13 protein-coding genes are annotated in these 17,662 nt (G+C 43.4%); 5 read left to right on the top strand and 8 right to left on the bottom strand.

The window, feature by feature from the left end:
* Window positions 1–276 precede the first annotated feature (276 nt).
* Complete coding sequence (locus NZ848_RS17795; protein ID WP_253523602.1) at window positions 277–468, bottom strand: hypothetical protein; 192 nt, start codon at window positions 466–468, stop codon at window positions 277–279.
* A gap of 178 nt (window positions 469–646) precedes the next feature.
* Between NZ848_RS17795 and NZ848_RS17800 the strand changes: the two genes are divergently transcribed.
* Entirely contained in the window at window positions 647–1,507 is an 861-nt protein-coding gene (locus NZ848_RS17800) for a spherulation-specific family 4 protein (RefSeq protein WP_259016654.1), read from the top strand.
* 6 nt (window positions 1,508–1,513) lie between these two features.
* Here the strand turns inward: NZ848_RS17800 and NZ848_RS17805 are convergent, their stop codons facing one another.
* The 3 genes from NZ848_RS17805 to ggt all read right to left on the bottom strand — a co-directional run bounded on the left by NZ848_RS17805 (window position 1,514) and on the right by ggt (window position 4,389).
* On the bottom strand, window positions 1,514–1,951 hold the full coding sequence (locus NZ848_RS17805; protein WP_259016655.1) for a helix-turn-helix transcriptional regulator: 438 nt from the start codon (window positions 1,949–1,951) through the stop codon (window positions 1,514–1,516).
* A 5-nt stretch (window positions 1,952–1,956) separates the two neighbouring features.
* Complete coding sequence (locus NZ848_RS17810; RefSeq protein ID WP_259016657.1) at window positions 1,957–2,511, bottom strand: hypothetical protein; 555 nt, start codon at window positions 2,509–2,511, stop codon at window positions 1,957–1,959.
* A 120-nt stretch (window positions 2,512–2,631) separates the two neighbouring features.
* The gene (ggt, locus tag NZ848_RS17815; RefSeq protein WP_253523624.1) at window positions 2,632–4,389 is read right to left on the bottom strand and encodes a gamma-glutamyltransferase; all 1,758 of its coding nucleotides are present in this window, start codon (window positions 4,387–4,389) and stop codon (window positions 2,632–2,634) included.
* A gap of 447 nt (window positions 4,390–4,836) precedes the next feature.
* Between ggt and NZ848_RS17820 the strand changes: the two genes are divergently transcribed.
* The gene (locus tag NZ848_RS17820; protein WP_101726565.1) at window positions 4,837–5,076 is read left to right on the top strand and encodes a hypothetical protein; all 240 of its coding nucleotides are present in this window, start codon (window positions 4,837–4,839) and stop codon (window positions 5,074–5,076) included.
* A gap of 186 nt (window positions 5,077–5,262) precedes the next feature.
* Here NZ848_RS17820 and NZ848_RS17825 read toward each other — a convergent pair whose 3' ends face one another.
* The 3 genes from NZ848_RS17825 to NZ848_RS17835 all read right to left on the bottom strand — a co-directional run bounded on the left by NZ848_RS17825 (window position 5,263) and on the right by NZ848_RS17835 (window position 13,573).
* Complete coding sequence (locus NZ848_RS17825) at window positions 5,263–7,206, bottom strand: ATP-binding protein (protein ID WP_259016659.1); 1,944 nt, start codon at window positions 7,204–7,206, stop codon at window positions 5,263–5,265.
* 481 nt (window positions 7,207–7,687) lie between these two features.
* Entirely contained in the window at window positions 7,688–8,311 is a 624-nt protein-coding gene (locus NZ848_RS17830; protein WP_259016660.1) for a hypothetical protein, read from the bottom strand.
* A gap of 204 nt (window positions 8,312–8,515) precedes the next feature.
* On the bottom strand, window positions 8,516–13,573 hold the full coding sequence (locus tag NZ848_RS17835; RefSeq protein WP_259016661.1) for a tape measure protein: 5,058 nt from the start codon (window positions 13,571–13,573) through the stop codon (window positions 8,516–8,518).
* Window positions 13,574–14,026: 453 nt separating this feature from the next.
* Here NZ848_RS17835 and NZ848_RS17840 point away from each other — a divergent pair, with 453 nt between their 5' ends.
* From NZ848_RS17840 to NZ848_RS17850, 3 genes are all read left to right on the top strand, one after another.
* Complete coding sequence (locus tag NZ848_RS17840) at window positions 14,027–14,374, top strand: hypothetical protein (protein ID WP_259016663.1); 348 nt, start codon at window positions 14,027–14,029, stop codon at window positions 14,372–14,374.
* Between the two features lie 370 nt (window positions 14,375–14,744).
* Window positions 14,745–14,984: a hypothetical protein gene (locus NZ848_RS17845; protein WP_101726559.1), complete on the top strand. Its 240-nt coding sequence runs from the start codon at window positions 14,745–14,747 to the stop codon at window positions 14,982–14,984.
* Window positions 14,985–15,294: 310 nt separating this feature from the next.
* Window positions 15,295–16,347, top strand: a complete 1,053-nt coding sequence (locus tag NZ848_RS17850) for a PKD domain-containing protein (protein ID WP_259016665.1) — start codon at window positions 15,295–15,297, stop codon at window positions 16,345–16,347.
* Between the two features lie 116 nt (window positions 16,348–16,463).
* On the opposite strand, the gene NZ848_RS17855 is transcribed toward NZ848_RS17850, so the two are convergent.
* The gene (locus NZ848_RS17855; RefSeq protein WP_259016666.1) at window positions 16,464–17,132 is read right to left on the bottom strand and encodes a hypothetical protein; all 669 of its coding nucleotides are present in this window, start codon (window positions 17,130–17,132) and stop codon (window positions 16,464–16,466) included.
* Window positions 17,133–17,662 lie beyond the last annotated feature (530 nt).

Genomic DNA, 17,662 nt, shown 5'->3' on the forward strand with positions numbered 1-17,662 from the left:
TAACAATAAATTGATTTTGTACAGATAAATGTAGAAATATTTCTATTTTGTTGGATAAGAAATTTATTAAACGGAAAATATAATTTCCGGGCGGATACATTTTTTTTCTATAAAAACAAAATTTACCTCCCCGTGGTAAGCAGAAATCGGCCTTGGCGCACCCTGTAAGCAGGTTTTAGGCAGTAAGGGAGTACCGGCTATGGCAGCCGGGAAGACACCATAAAAAAAACGAATTGCGTGAAGATAAATGTGTAGCATGCCCAAAGCAGGCGGGTATCAGGCCTTTTTCTTTTTCCAGTAAATAACCCCGGCCAGCAAAGCCAGCAGCACCACAATATTGCGGATGTCGGGCCATAATCTCTTGGTAGCAATCTCATACCCACTGCCAAACAAAGAAATAGTAAGCGTAAACTGCACCACCAAAGCCAGCACCAATACCCATTTAAGCAGGTTAAGAAAGATTTTCATTTTGAGGATAAAACTGAATGAAAGAACATACCATGTATCTGCAAAATTAAGCCTTTACATTGAGTAAATTGATAGTTTCAAAATTCTTTATTGGAAACAAAAAAATAATAATCAATTTCCAGGATTTTACTTATTTTGGCAATGAAACAACAATCAATAAAAATTTAACAATCAGACTGTGAAAAAAATACTACTCATCCTGTCTTTTGCGCTGGCAACCGTTACTACTTATGGACAATTTTATCTTCCCGATGGTAAAAAAATAAATACGAAGGGCAAAACAATTGCTGCGGTTCTCGATTCTCTGGGGGTTAGTGAAACAAATACTCACAGCCGTAGCAATGGTGAGGTCTACTTCAAAAGGCTTTCTAATAAGCCGGTTTTATTGCTTTTGGATCCTAAGACCAATCCTTTAAAAATAAAAGAAATCATCAATTCTTATGATTATGCTGCTTATCTCAATTCTTACAGCTATTATTTTGATTTAACAGATATGATAAAGGAGCAAAAGCTCACCAAAAAGTATCTGATGGATGTGTTCGGTAATCCGGTAGAAGTCGGGACAAATAGTGATGGCAACGTAGAATGGTTTTATAAGAACCAAAACTTAATTGTAGTTTTTGAAGAAGAATATGCAAAATCAGTGAAGGTAATGAACTACAATGCCATAGGAAAACATAATTTGATGATAATTAAGCATGATGTAACCGGAAGTGATTATGGCATTGGCTTTAATATCGCTTTCATGAATCTGAGCGAAAAGGCTATTAAATACATTTATATAACGGCAACAGTATCAAATGCAGTCCATGATAAAATAGCTACAAAAACGGTTAGAGGTATAGGCCCCGTAGAAAAAGACGATACTGGATTTTATGAATTTGAAAACATTGTTTATTCACGGGTTGCGAAATATCTGACCTTGGAAAGTGTGAAGGTGCAATACATGGATGGAACAGTAAAAATTATACCTAAAAAAGAAGTTCAGTACATCAGAATGTGGGATTGGGAAGCTGAAGGAAACAGAACAGCAGATTGAGTATCACTATTCTTTTGACGGCGCTCCCTTAGCGCCCACTATGGTATCAGCATCCAAACCAGCAGTGTACCCAACCTCATCCTCGGCAACCCAAGCCACAGGCGCATCAATTGCGGCAACAGCAGGTGTGGCAACCGTTATCAACTGCACAGACAAGGCGTTTTCAAGCCTGCTGATGGTCTCTAGCGTCAGGTTTTCATTGCCTTTCACAATTTTATTTACCTGCTGCGGGCTGATACCCAGCAACTCAGCCAGCTCTTTTTGCGTGGCCGGAGATTGATTTGCTTTACGATTCTTCCGCAGAACACTTAAAACCTGAATAGCTATTTTAGCCGAACGGTCAAGCCATGATTTGTTCTCCTGATAGTAAAGGTGTTCATCCTGCCATGAGGTATCCACATTGGCAATTTTATCCAGTTTTTCAATCAGTATTTCATTTTCCATATTGCTTAAATTTCAAACTCAACAAAATCAAAATTAGATTCATCAATTAATCCGTTTTCCTTTAAAAACTGTCTGGTTGCCTCCAGCTTTTGAAGTTCAAGCAAAAGATGAGGCCGGGTATTCATGGTGGCTGTTAACTTAATGGCTCCCCCGGAAACCACATATACATCGGCACTAATGCGGATAGCGTAAATTCTGAGCCACCCTCTTTTTGATTTCTCCTTAGCCAGTGGTTTCAGTTGGTAGTCGGTGTTGCTTAAGGGCTTAAAAATTTGTTGAAGGTTCTCTGCACCGGCATCGCTACTGTTTAGAATTCTGTAAAACTGATTTCTCAATTTTACGGCTTCTCTGCGAGTCAATTCTATGGCTTGTTCCATGCTCATGTTCCCAAAAAAACCGCTCAATAAATCACTTTCATGCGTTTCAAAAAACTGCGCCAGAAATTCAATATCCTGAATCCACAAATTTAACAGCCGTTGAAACTCATTTGATTGGCCGTCATAAGCAACCGAATAGAGTTTTTTTGATTTATCAACAGCAAATATACTACCAATTTTCATAAAATCAACTTATAAGTTTATTTTTTAGCGCACAACCCCGGCAAGATATTCCGGCAAAATTAACACAAAGCACCCCCACCCGCAGGCAGAGGTGCTTGGCAAAATCTTTAAACAGAAGTATTAATAACCTATACTGGTGTTATCGCCGCGGGGGTCTGAGCCGCCCTCCAGCCTGCCATCAGGGCGAAGCATGATGCAGTCCATACGCCCGAGAGAACCCACCATTGGCACCATTTTGTAGCCTTTGGCTTTCAGGTTGTTGAGGGTGGCCTCGCTAAAAGCGTTTTTCTCGTAAGTGGTGTTATCCGGCAACCATTGGTGATGGTATTTCAGGGCGTTTACGGCCTGTTGCATGGTCATGCCGTGTTCAATTACGTTGATGATGGTCTGAAAAACCGAAGTAATAATCGTAGACCCACCCGGCGTACCCACTACCATAAACAGCTTATTGTCTTTCTCAACAATGGTGGGTGTCATAGAAGACAGCATCCGTTTGCCCGGGGCTATTTCGTTGGCTTTGTTGCCAATCAGGCCAAACATATTGGGCACACCGGCTTTAATACTAAAGTCGTCCATTTCGTTATTCATCAGAAAACCACCGCCCTGCACAACCACCTTACTGCCAAAACCGCCGTTGAGCGTAGTGGTGATAGACACCGCATTGCCGTCTTTATCAACCACCGAATAATGCGTAGTTTCGCTGCTTTCATAGCCCGGCACTGTGCCGCCGCTTACGGCCTTGCTGTCGGTGGCTTTGTCGAAAGAGAAATCAGCCATGCGGTTTTTCAGATAGGCTTTGTCGGTCAGTTGTTTTACAGGCACTTTTACAAAGTCGGGGTCGCCCAGCCATTTGGCGCGGTCGGCATATACCCGGCGTTCGGCCTCAATAATAACCTGCACGGTCGAGTCGCTGTTCCAGCCCCAGCGTTTAATGGGGTATGGCTCTACAAATTTCATCAGCTGCATCAGGGCTACTCCCCCGCTCGACGTAGGCGGCATGGTAATTATCTTAAAGTCTTTGTATTTATCAACAATGGCATCGCGCCATACCGAGTGGTAATTCTTCAGGTCGTCGTGCGTAATAATGCCCTTGCCGCGTTCCATTTCTTTCACCAGCAGGTCGGCACATTCGCCTTCATAAAATCCGGCGCGTTTACGTGTCTGTATCAGGCCCAGCATCCGGCCCAGGTCAGCCTGCACCAGCGTGTCGCCCTTTTTCCAGTCTTGTTTGTCTGGTCTTATATAATACGGCGACCCGGCCGCGTTTACTTTCAGCACATCGCCCCGTACGCGGTTCAGCCCTACGGCTTCGCGTTCGGTTAGCACAATACCGCTTTTTGCCAGCGCAATGGCCGGAGCCACCACTTTATCCCAGGGTAGTTTGCCAAACCGCTCGTGCATGGTTACCATACCATCAACCGAGCCCGGTACCCCACTGGCCAGATGCCCCAGAATACTCAGCCCGGCAATCGGATTCCCGTTCGCATCCAGATACATATCGCGGTGTGCTTTGGCAGGGGCTTTCTCACGGAAATCGAGCGTAAAAGTGCCACCTTTTTTATCGCGGTACACCAGAAAACCGCCGCCGCCCAAATTGCCCGCCCACGGATACACCACCGCCAGCGCAAAGTGCGTAGCCACGGCCGCATCTATGGCATTCCCACCGGCTTTCAGGATATCTACCCCAACCTGCGAGGCAACCGGATGCGCCGAAGCTACCATGCCGTTGTCGGCCAGTACGCCTTTTTTGTCGTAGAAGGTCTTTACACCCGGCACATCAACCGCGTATTCGCTAAAACCTTTTATTTCCTGCGTTTGTTTGGGTTGATTTTTACAGGCAGCCAGCGCCAGCAGAAGAAAGAGCAGATTTTTTTTCATTCAATTAGTATTTGGGTAATAGTTTGTTTGCAGAAAACAAATATAAGTTTTTAGGCGAAAAATAATCTTGCCCTGCCTGTTTTTTCTGCTTTTTGCCTGCCTCTAAAAAAGAAAACGGGCTTGCTGAAAAAAAAATCAGATACCCACGCAACCATTTAATCAGTTGTGTCGTAAAGTATAATGAAAACTATACCGACAATTGCTTCTAAAAAAAATCATATTATTAATAAAATTTCTACAAAATAATTTTGAATTGTTATTGAGAAGTTTTAATTTTAATTAGATATACCTATAGCCATGAAAAGCCTTCTGTCTTACTGACCGACTGCTTTAGTTTTGGCGGGATTCTTCCCGCCATTTCAATTTTATGAAACTGTGCTTCCGCGCAGCAGTTTCTGCCTGTACTATGCGAAGTTAACCTCATTAAACAAGTCCGTCTACACACTTATGGCAGCAGCATTTAACCTCCGTAACAAGGTGTCAGAGGCCCTTCAGCTCAGCAGGCTGATTGCGCAAAACACATTGGGGAACGATTTTTTTGTAATGATACGCATCAGGGTTGATGGAGAATCGACGATGGTATCGTTAAAGAAGTTCAAGAATTTTCTTGAAAAAGAACGCCTGCGGTATGTGTCGTCATTCTCAGCCAGAAAAGGCGTCATGAACATTTCGGTTTACAGCTATTAATTTTGTAGGATGCCGTTTGCAACCCATGCGCTGCACAATTGCAGAGCCGGGGTTTATTTATTTGATGGTGAAACATAGCGTTGCCCGGGCGTACCTGATGGTAAAGCAAACGCGGGGTACCCTATGTTTCACTATTCAGAACAACAATGTTTATTGCGGTTTGTCTTGTAGGTCATTCTACAAAAACTAGGCTTTTTTAAGCGTAAAATAGAACGTGCTGCCTTTGCCTTCTTCGCTTTCCAGCCAGATTTTCCCGCCATTAGCCTGCACAAACTCTTTAATAAGCAATAGCCCCAGCCCGGTGCCTTTTTCGCCATCGGTGCCATAAGCTACATTGATATTGCTGCGCAAAAACTGCTGCTGCTGCTCGGCGCTTATACCCACACCATTATCATTTACCGAAAAAACTACGAAGTCTTCGTCGACGTCAGAGGCGGCGTTAACTTCAATACTACCCTCTTTGTGGCTGAACTTAATGGCATTCGATAACAGATTGCGGATGATGAAGTCGAACTGAGAGGCATCGGCATACACCTGCAGGCCGGCAGGCACATGGTTGCTCAGGTTTAAAGCCTTGGCCCTTGCCTGGTTCATAAGCACATTGATGTTTTTGCTTACAATGGCTTCAGGCTCAAACTTTATCATGCTTACGGCAGCCCCCTGCAACTGTATTTTACCCCAGTTCAGTAAAGACGTAAGCACCTCATAAGACGCATCGCATTGTTGTTTCATAATGCCAACAATCTCTTTGCGTTCGGCGGGGTCCAGCTCATCCAGTTCCATAATGGTCAGCAGTTGAGTCATATTGCCGATGGGCCCGCGGAGGTCGTGCCCGATGATAGAAAACAAACGGTCTTTTACCAGATTAGACTCTGCCAGGCGGGCATTCATTGCCTTGGTTGCGCGTGCATTACGCCATACCATAAATGTTACACCCAGCAGGGCCAGCAATATCAGGCCACTGGCACCAAACCACAGCATCAGTTCATGCTCTTCTCTTTCAAGCCTTGCCGTGCTGGTTATCAGTAAATTTCTGGCATGCATACCAGACAACTCCTGCTCTTTATTTATGATAAACAGGCTGTCAAGCAAGGCGTGTTGTTGCTCAAGGGCATGCAGGGCTTCGTTATAACGTTTCTCCTGCCTGTATATCGCGGCCATTGCTTTATAAACCTCGGCCTGCAACCGCTGGTGCGACATCGTCCTGGCTATTCCAAGTGCATAGCTCAGGTGCCCAAGGCTCTTGTCTGCATCAGATTTCTTTACTATGTCGGCAATTTTTAGCAGTGCCATCACCTGTTCTTCGGGCATCGAAAACTCCTCTGCTTTATCAAGAGCGGTTTTATGATACGCCAGGGCGCTGTCGTCGTTGCCTTGCTGGCTAAAGGCGTCGCCGGTGCGGGTCAGGTACGTAATATGGTTGCTTACACCCTCCGGATGACTGCTCTGCTCTATTCCCTTTTTAAAATGTTCAATGGCATTGGCGTGGTCTCCTTCGTTCAGATGCACCCTGCCTATATGTTCCAGAATAGCCGGATTCACCTTGCCAACAGGCAGCTCTTTGTTCAGCGCCTCGGCCTGCTTGTAATAACCCAGGGCTTTGGCCGGGTTATTGTTCATTTCTTCAACAGAACCCAGCTTCAGGTAGCTATGAATCATAGCTACGGTGTCTTTTGCACTGATGCTCAGGTCTAAGGCCTTGCGCAGATACGCCGCCGCTTTGGCCACATTGCCGCCTCTGCTTTCTGCAATGCCCAGTTCGGCGTAGGTGAGCGTCATGTTTTTGCGGTCTTTCAGCTTTGTAAAAATATCGAGCGCAAGCACCAGGTCCTGATGCGCCGTCGACAATTTGCTGTAAAGGATATTGATAACCCCCAATTGATAAAGGAACATACCCTGAGCCGGCTTGTTATGAAGGTGGGTGGCCAGTTTCAGACCCTTGATGGCATAATGCATGGCGGAGTCTGACCGCTTGTTTTCAAAATATCTGCTGATTGATAAATACAGCCGGATTCTGCCGGTGTCGGAACTGCTATTTTTAAGCTGACTTTGCAGGCTTGATAAATCGTTCTGGCCAATAACAACAGTAGTAACTAGGAAAAACAAAATAAAATAAAAAAATCTCAACATCAGGCGCGTTTTTCTGGTTAGGGTAGGTTCAAAATTAATAAAAATATGCTTGCACTAACGGCCGGAGCAATTTTTTTGGGATTCACATGGCTATTTAGCGCTTAAAAAACAATTAAGCGGTGCTGTTTGACAATCAGGTTACTTGTCAGTAAAACTCACTCAAATAACCTGCCAAATTATAGTTTTGAAGCAACAATCAGTAAAAAAAGCTGGAAATGAAACAGACAGGAAGGTCTTCAGAAGCGTACTATCGATAGCTTTAATCTGTTTTTCGTCAATTTTGCAGGCTTCGGAATGGTCTGGCCATCGTGTTAAAAGCACCTGCAAGGCATAAACCACCCCGGCCGGATTACGGATTGAGCTTTGGCAGGCAAGGTAGACGGCTCAACTTCAAGCGCACCCATGCCCATGCGCCAATCAAACATAGCAGCTCAACCGGATTGAGTGTGTTCTCCGGCCTCAGCGATTGTAGTGTCATCTGTCAGTTCCTGGCTTTCTTAGGTGGTTCAAAATCTTCCGGTGTGGCCACGTATTCAAGCCCCAGCACCCAGGTTATCAAAAAAACGTAGCTTATCTTTTGTGCTATGGGCAACGCTACCAGCCATATACTGGCATAATAAAGAAAAGCATTCAGATAAAGGAAAAACAGGCAGATAAAAGCATTGAGCTTTAGCAGCCGCAGGCGCGACCTGAGCACAAAAACAAACAAATAAAACATGGCCAGCATACCAAACACACAGGCAATGCTAACGGCTATGTCGTGATATTGCGTAATGGCCCCGAAAGCAAAAACAAAAGAAGCCACACCACCATAACGGATAATGAATGAGGCCCCCCGGTGAGGTATTTTGGCTGCTACCCTGTAAAAAAACGCCCCAAACCCCACACACATACAAAACATACCGGCAAAGGCCCACCGCTGACCCGGATTGGCCACGCCATTGATACCGGTATCGCCAAAAAGGCTGCACAGGTAATTGTCAGCAAAACTATAACCAACAGAGGTTGCACTGGCCTGCGAGCCGCCCGGATAAAGCGATACGGCTATGCCCAGAAAGACCAGAGCCAACGCCAGAAAAATAGTAACCAAGTGTTTCTGAACCATGTATGAGGTTTTTTGGGATGAATATCGACATTTTTAAGACAAACTTATTGATAATGCCACACATTTTATAAAAACAGATATAAACCAAACCAAAAACCGTGAACCAAAGTGTATTTTGTGTACCTGCCGGCCAAAACCTTGCCGCCGGATACACAACAAAACACCAGGCCTCACGGTTAAAAATGAACGCTGCAACTGATGCGGTTAATACCCCCCACCCGCGCGGATATCGCCGTTATTATTGCTGATTTTCTTTTCGATGGTCTCCAGGCGTTCCAGGTGTTTCAGGAATCGGCTGTTGGTGGCAATCTCGGTTAGTGCCAGCAGTTGGTTACGGTTTACGTCCAGATTAGTGGCCTGTGTCATCCGGATGGCGTTCATCTGCCCCGCCAACACCCCGGCGGTCTCTTCCGAAACAGATTTGATAGAGCCTGACAAAGAGTTGGGGTTGGTACCTTTGCCGAAGGGGTCATTAAATCCGCCATTTTCAAGTGCTTTCTCTAAATCCTCTAATCCTTTGGTATATAATCCAACATCTTTTACTGCATCCTTGCTGAACCGTTCCATATCGTCAGTGATATCCTGGTCTCCGAAAGGACTGTATGAGTTCATCATTTCTTTGTCAAGCTTAGCAAAATTATCTTTAAAAATAGCAGTAAATAGCAATTTGGCAGCCATATCGGCAATTATATTACCAACTGTTTTGCTGAAAGCGGCCGCCGCATCTTCGCCCGATTTAAATGCGTTTACCAGGCTATCACGGATAGAATCTCCCAGTTTACCGGTCAGTTCCAGAATACCCTCTCTCATTTGCTGTGCCGACTGCTCCATGGCATCGCCATAATCCAGCGCCGTTTGTACCAGCTGTTTGGTGTTGTCGTCTAACTGCCCATTGGCAATCAGCGCCTTGGCCATATCTACATTAATGGTCTTCCAACCGTCGGCACCGGTTTTCACCAGTTCCGGATACTGTTCAAGTAGCCCGCCGTAAATGTCCTTTTTCTTTTTGGTGAACAACCCTGTAATTCCACCAACTACGGCACCAACTGCTGCACCCACTGCCGCACCCACTGCATTACCAACACCCGGTATAATTGTACCAATAATTGCACCTGTTGCCGCCCCTGTGCCAATCAACTTACCCATAGACTGCCCGTCTATTACATCTTTCTGGCCTTTTTTGGCTTTACCCTCATTTAGCTTTCCAATAGCCGCCTGAAACTTCATCTGTGCATCCTGATACTGCTTTGCCCCGGCTTTTATCTTAGACTCTATGTCGTCCATGAACATATTGCCCTCTTTCTTGTAACTCTGGCCAATGCTTTTATTCAAAGCAATTTGATACTGATGTTCATAGCCAATTCGCTCCTGCGCAAACTTTTTCTCCTGCTCGGCACGTTTTTTATTAGAAGCAATTACAATGTTTACCATGCTGATTACCCCCTGAACGGCAGAGGAATAATCCTGAGCGGAAGGTGGCTTAGTATCTGGCATATCTTTTGCCTTTTTAAGCAGCTCCTGAATGTTTGCAAACTGTCCTGTCAATTCAGACAAAAAGGCTCCAACTTCCGCAACGTCCCCGCCAACTTCCTTCAAGGCATCTCCTAAAGCTTTTACACCATCAGTTGCCGCTTTCCATTTTTTCTTACTTTCTTCAAGATGCTTAGTTTCAGCCTCTTTTACGGCTTTTAGCTGGGCATCATACTCGGCCGATTTCTCTGCACCTTTATCTTTCAGAATCTTAAGTTTTTCACGCTCGGCATTCAACACAATTTGGGTCTCTTCGTTGCTTGTGTCTTTAATCTTCTTGGTTAAAGCCTCAAACTCCTTCGATTTCACCACAGTTTTGGCCTTATTATCAGCCAGTTCTTTCTCTTCATTGGTTTTTAACAATTCAGATTGTTGCAGATACGCCTCACTCTGCTTGTCGGTATACTGGCTTTCCAGCTCCACGCGGCGGTCAAAATATTTCTTTTTTATCTTCAGTTGCTCTTCTTCCGAGCCAATCAGAGAAGACATGAAACCAACCAGCTCTTCATGTCTGCGTTTTTGGGCCTCGTTAATCTGCTCATCAAGCTCTTTCAGCTTGGCTGCCTTCTCCTTATCATCAGTTACTGTACTACCGACAACATCTTTTTCATTATTCAGCCTTGAAATCTTCTCGGTCTCACTTTGCGCATCCTGAAGCATTTTAGTAACCTGCGCCTTAAAAGCATCGAGAGCAGCGGGGTCTAACTCAATTTTTGCTTTCAGAATAATGAGTTTATCTTTTTCATCAGCAGTGGCAGTTTTACTTTTTATTTTGGCTTCAAGCACGGCAATTTCTTGTTTCAGGTAGTTCTTAAACCCCTCACCTGCATCTTTCAGGTCTTTAAACTGCTCGTCAGCAGCTTCCTTGCCATACTCTTTCTGCCATTTGGCATAGAGTTCGTATTGGATTTTTTTGTCCTCAATAATCTCTTCAAATGATTTAACAGAAAAACTCTTTCTTAACTCTTCAGCTCTTTTTTCAGCTTCGGTCTGTTTTTTAAGTAATTCATTGATTTTGTTGGTGTCTGTGGGTGCTATTTTAGATAAAGCCTCTCTGGCGTCATTAGCAATTTTTTCGTAAAATGTTATACTTCCATCAGCATAATCCTTTTCAATTTTTTCTCTTATTTCGGCCGCCTTTCTTTCTGCTTCTGTTTTTTCATTAATCAGCTTCTTGAAATGTTTACTACTCAGATTATTACTATTCTGAAGAGCTTCCTGGATTCTGCTAATTTGATTCTCAAAATATTTCAAACTACCAACAGGTGTTTTTTTTTCGGTATTTCCATTGGTTAAATTATATTTGGCCAAGGCCTCATCAGCCATTTTAATAGCAGCTGCATATTGATTCCATTCTTCGCTACCTTTTTTATTCAACGAAAGGCCTTTTAATAATCTTTCACTCTCGGTCTTTATTTTAGTCCAGGATTCAAAATTCCCACCGTCTTCCGGCTTTAAGCTAAGGATGCCCTTTAAGGTGGATAAATAATTGGCAGTATGGGAAATTTGTTCATTGAATTTTTTAATACTCCAATTGGCTAAAGTCATATTAAACGATTCTCCCTGAATAACCAATCCTTTTTCTTTTTCAAGAATGCCTTCGACTTGTTTTTTTTGCTCCTCCAGACCCTTCTTCTGTGCTTCCAGTTTCTTGATTTTTTCTTTAAGAGGCAAATTGGCGTCTTCAATAGCTTCCTTTTGCTTCCGAAATTCGTTTGTCAGTTTTTCTGCATCTTCTTTGGCTTTAACCAGGATATTTTGTGCATTCTCAATACTTGCAACAACACCGTGCATTCCATTGCCGGTCTTTTTTTTGGCCTCAAGCTTTTCAAGCTCCTCCTGTGCCTCTTTTACTTTTTTATTGGCCGCATCTACCTTTTTTGACAATTCATCCAGGCTATAATTATCAACTGCATCATTCAACATTTTTTGTGCCTTCGCAACGCCTAATGTTAAAAACTCTTGCATTGTCATTTTACCAAGCAAAACAGGATAAAGCGCCTGAAGTTCCTCGTACGCCTTCAGCTTATCTAAAGTTGAAGTCGTTTCACTTTGTATGACACCCAGCAACGACTGATTCTTCGAAGCTAATTCTTCTCTCTTCTTACTGGAGGCATCCAGGGTATCGTTTACTGATTCCTGGGCATCATTTTCTTCCTCCAAACCCTTAACCAAATACCAAATGCCCGCTCCTAAAGCTGCAACCAGGGCAATTACCTGAACAATCGGATTTGAAAGCAAAGAAGCATTATAGGCTGCTTGCGCTGCGGCCAATTGCCTTGTAACTGCTATTTGTAGTGTTTGTAATGCAGTTAATTTGGTAGTAGCTACTGCTTCCAGATTAGTTGCGGCAACTTCTGCTTCAACTGCTGCGATGTTAGCATTTGTTGATAAGGTGCTGGCATTTTTGGCTGAAGTTTCTAACGCTATTGTTGCAGCATTGAACTCTGAAGCTGCCGCAGAGGCAGCTTTTCTTGCTGCAACGCCATTTTCTGAGGCAATAAGTAGCGCATTTTGAGCTGCTTCGACACTTTTTGCATTAGAAATAGTTCCTCTGGCCGCATAGTCTGCCTGGGCAGCGGCCAGCGTTAGCCTTGCAGCAGCAATTTCAGCAGCAGCAGCTTTGGCGACGGCGGCCGTTGTCTGCTTTTTAATAGCCAGCGAACTAACCTGAGCCCTTAGTGAAGCCGTTTCGGCAACTGCATTTGCAGCTTTGGCTCTTGTTTCTGCTGCAATGGCAGTCGTGTTCACAGCATTAGCCTGTGCTTCTTGAACCTTTAGTCTGATAGTTTTTTCTAATCCAGTGCTATTGTTATCCTTTTGTACTGCAATTTCTTTAAAATTTTGCGCACCAACACTTTTCATTGAATTATCAACTAAACTTGCTGTTTTATATAGCCCATAGGTTGCTATTAATGCTTCCAGCGTTTTACCCAATTCTTTATAATGCTGCACAAGAAATGTAAGCCCTTCAACTGTGGTATTAATAATTCCATCCTGACTTTTCCCTAGTTCATTAAGCATGCCATTCAGCGCATTTTTAAAAGCAGAAATATCTCCCGCCACCGTCTCAGCCTCTTTTTGCATAACCCCATGAAAAATGCCGCCAACATTGGTCATATTCATAAAAGCCTGCTGTACCAGACCAAAACTAATCTTTCCTTCATTGGCAAAGGTCTTCACCCCATCGGTATTGGTATGCAACACCCTGGCTAATTCTTCATATACCGGAATATTCTTCCCTGCCATTTTCGTCAATTCATCTGATGACGCAGCACCACTCTCCCGCATTTTTCCGTATAATTCTGCAAGCTCATTAAGTGGCACACCCACACTCAACGACACATCGCCAAGCATTTGTAAATCAGCCATAGCAGTTTTGGCATCCGCGCCAAACGCAATTAATACTTCCGCGCCTTTAGCTATTTCTTCAACATTAAGCGGAGACTGACCGGCCATCGTCATCACCTCGGCCATCAGCGCATTGGCTTCTACCCTGCTATTTAAAACACCAGCCATTTGGCCCTCCCAGGTTCTGAACTCACCTCTTACTTTTGCAATATTGTCGCCAATTTGTATGAGTGTTTCAATTACCTGTGCTCCGTCTGCCAGATTTGAAACATTAAAAATCGACCCACCGCTGTTCAAACCCTTAATCTTTTTCTCTATGTCATCTAATGTCTTATTAAACTGGGCGGCATCAATTGACGCCGTAAATTGTAGATTTGCCATCTTGCAGAAATTGTTGTGTTGGATTTTTTATATCAACAAATATAACCATTTCATACTTATAATGTAAGCACATCAGCGAAAAATATTTCCGGCACAAAAACTTGTTTTTTAAATTCCTGTTGCACGTCTTTCATGCCCTTCCGCTGCGCCATTCGGCTTCATTTTTTTAAATCAAAACCAGAAGCCCTACCACCCATTATTATATAACTATATTAAAAAGTTTAGTTTCGTTTTGTTTAGTTTATTTAATGGTAGCAGCTTAGGTGATAGCTTAGGGTGCGGCTTAGGGTATGGTTTAGGTGTCAATGGCCGACACCAACACACGTGCTGCCTGGCACCTGGTGTCAGCTTAGGTATCAAACGCTGACACCTATACGTAAACAAGGTATCAGATTCTGACACCCTGCTGGCACAGAGTTTTCATGTTAAAGACTGAACTAAAATATACACACAATGGAAAACCAGAACAGACAACCTCTTGCGGCAACAGACCAGGGAAACGGCCAGCCGAACAATGCCAGCCAGGGCCTAAGCAGCAACCAGCAGGCAGGTAGCACCGGCACTACGCCTCAGCCCGACCAGGCCAATACCTACCGCGGGCAAGGCGGGCAGGAGTACGACGTAGATGCAGACGATACCCTAAACCACAAGCCGGCCGATGCGCCGGAAATTGAAACGGTAACGCCCGAAACGGAGTCGGCCGAAGAAGAAGCCAAAGACAAGGATATGGAATCAAACCGCGATACCGACCAGCACGTCAGTCCGGGCGACAAAGCGCCCAACAAAGAATTCAACCGTTAACAGTGGCATATATTACCAATAATAGGGAGTGTCTAAAAAGTATTTTTAGGCACTCCCCTTTTTTTGTGCAGATAAAAAAAACATACACAATAGCCGGCCGGGTTTGTAACTTTTTGCAGGCAACAAAGTAAGCCTTAACGAAACCGATGCCACACAAGGTATTAGTTTGTTTAAATTTAAAGACACACTTAATACTATTTTCACACAACTTTTTTACGTATATAGACACCGTTACGCCAGAAAAAAAATTTTGCAGCCGTTAAACTTTATTGACGGGCGGTTGTCTAAACAAATTATTAAATTTTAATGCAGAAAAAATCTAAACAATTTCTATATTTGTCGCACTAACCTATTATTTGGTAGATAAATTATGAAAATAGCTATACAAAGAGATGCACTGCGGCAGACTGTCGAAGAAGCATTACTTAAAAGCAACATCCACTCAGAAGAAATCATTGATAATCAAGACCTCAGCAGTATTGCGGTCTTAATCAATACTGAAGTTCAACCGGCACAGTTGAGCAACTTCGTAAAGCTAATCCAGGAGCAGGAGCTCAAATGCAACACCAACACCTTCCCCGATGTTACTTATATTTCGGTGTTTATTTGATTTGGCAGATTCTTTTATAATCAGGTTATCCATTAATTATTCTTAGTTTCGCGGTTCAAGCGGCAGCCAACATTGCTGATGCCTCAACGCATCCCCCCCTTACACCCTCGTCAAAGCCTCCCATGCGCGCAGCCCAAAAGCAAAAGCCTGCAAACGCCGAAGCGTTAATTTGCTTCACCAACAGGCATGTTTACTTCGGCATCTGCCCGTATTATACCTTATAATAAATAATTGTTCAAATAGTTGATTTTCTGGCCGCTAATGCGTAATATTATACTTTGATGTGATTAAACCGCTCGCCCGTAAAGCCATGAAAAACGCCATAATTATACTCTTGCTTGCCTTGGCAACTAGTTGCAAACCTGCAAAAGAGCTGGTGCCAGAACCCGAATTGGCAATGTCTCTTGAAATCACCCGTCTGGGAGCAGAGGTTTATGTAAAAAATACCCTTAAAAACGCTGCCAGCTATGACCTTGATTACGGCGACGGCACAAAAATAATTAACGAAACCGTACCAGGCCTTGAGGCCCTAGGCCCGAAGAGCCAAGTCTCTTACCAATACAAAAAAGATGGTGCCTTTACCATAACCCTTACGGCTTATAACCAAAAGGGGCAATCTAAAACACAAAGCCAGATAATAACCGTTGATTACTACCAGAAAAACACATCTGTAACCGATTTCGCGTTGGTGGCGGCTCAAAACGGCACTATAAAAATGACAAGCCTGTCAAGCAATTATACATCGCTTGAGGCACAGGTGTCGGCAGGAGGCATGGGCTTTAGTACCAAAACTCCGAACCCTATCTTTGAACTCGACCTCAACGGCCAGTATCAATTCAGTATGAAGGCCTATAATCAAATCTCCTCCGCCAAAGACACCCTCATTAGCATTCAGAACATTCAGGAAAGAGAAAAAGGGTATTTTAAAGGAAACTGGCTTGGCACTGAAATAGAAACTTACGAAACTTTTGATAATCAGGCCAGAACCGAATATATGGACATTGGCGGCGGATACAAATTCCTGAACAATCATTTTGCGGTTATCAGAGGCAAACAGGGAATAACTATCAGCAACAGGAAAATAAATACCGACAGCCTGAAAACCAATCAGATGAAATACGAGCAAATCAGGTCCAGATTTAAGGCAGGAATACAAAACAGCGAAAACTGGATACTCAGCACGATTGGTAATCCGGTTTCAAAGTCCATTGAAATTCTCGAAATCCGCGAGGTACAACAAAAAAAGATTATCCCTGAAATGGACTCCCGCGCGTTCTGGATTACCTACCGTATCAAAGCAGATTTTGGCGCCTATCTCGGTAAAATTGATGGTACGCTAAAAATGCGGTATCTGATATATTGATTTTTCATCTACCCGTTTCAAAAACCCTTCATTTTTTACAAATCCAAGGGCATACCTTACACCTTGCCAAAGCCTCCAAAGCGCGCAGCCCAAAAGACTGTGGTTGCCGACCCTTTCTATAAATTGTAACTAAAATTCAACACAAAATATCCAAAAGTGGCAATTTGTGGTTCTTTGAGAACTTCCTTCGAAATCTGGCTTCCATCAAAAGTAATGGTTTCAACTTTCTTTGAATAAAGCAACCTTAGCTGACTTTCGAGCGATATGGAAAAACGATGATTCAGATAATACTTGGCACCCATGAAAGGAGACAACGTCACTGCATTCTTAACGGTTTTAGTACGAAGTGTACCTGTTACATCAATGCCGTTTTCATCCTTCTTTTTTGCCTTGTTGTCATGAAAATTGTTTATTTCTGCCCTCCCGCTCATGTCAGCCCCATAGAAAAACACAAATCGCCCTTTGATTTTCTGCCATTCATAACCAAGAACGACAGTGGGGCGAAAATAGCTTCTTACCGGATTTAAATATAAGTTGGCGTTACCACCATAAAAAGATTCGTTTTCTCTAAGATAGTAAGGGGTGGCCATGAAGCGTACTGCTCCGGGCTTATTAGCCTTATTGGTGGTATTCAGCTTGATAAGATAAGGGTAAGCCCAATTGTCGGGAGATTGAAGTTTAAACAAAGGAATCAGATTGATATTTATTTCCCATTTATGCCTTTTTACAGGCTGGTCAATCGCATTACTTAGCCTGCCGGGCTGTGTGTCTGTTACTTGGGCCATAGCATTTACACCCAATAAACAGCAGGCAAATAAACTGACAAAAAATTTAAAGTTGTTTTTCATGGACATTAAAAGGTGATTTAGTTAAATTTTCAAAACAGATATTCATGCCATCTGTTGCCAAAACATAAAGAGAAGGTTAAGCTTTTTGCTATACTCTGTACCAACAAACAAAAACAAAATTTACACATACACAACCAATAGTTATTTAACGGCACTTTCAATTAAAAACATACCCCTCAAAACATATAACGCGCACCGTTCCACCAGTAATCATGGTAGAAATTCCGGTAAAATGTATAACATTTAATCAGTTTAAACCTCAGAACTTTGTATCACCGGGCATTCTTAGTTGTATGCCCCGCTGCAAAGCCAATTACTAAGTATGCATAAAAAACTAACTAACTATATTTTACCACGGAGTGGCTCGGAGTTTAGCACAGCGTTTCACGAAGTTGAGAGAAGAATCCCCCCTTACACCCCCTGCCAAAGCCTACCCCACGCCCAGCCCAAAAGACTGTGGATGCCGA

Origin of the sequence: Emticicia fluvialis (genome assembly GCF_024793945.1) — a bacterium.
GTDB classification, from domain to species: Bacteria; Bacteroidota; Bacteroidia; order Cytophagales; family Spirosomataceae; genus Emticicia; species Emticicia fluvialis.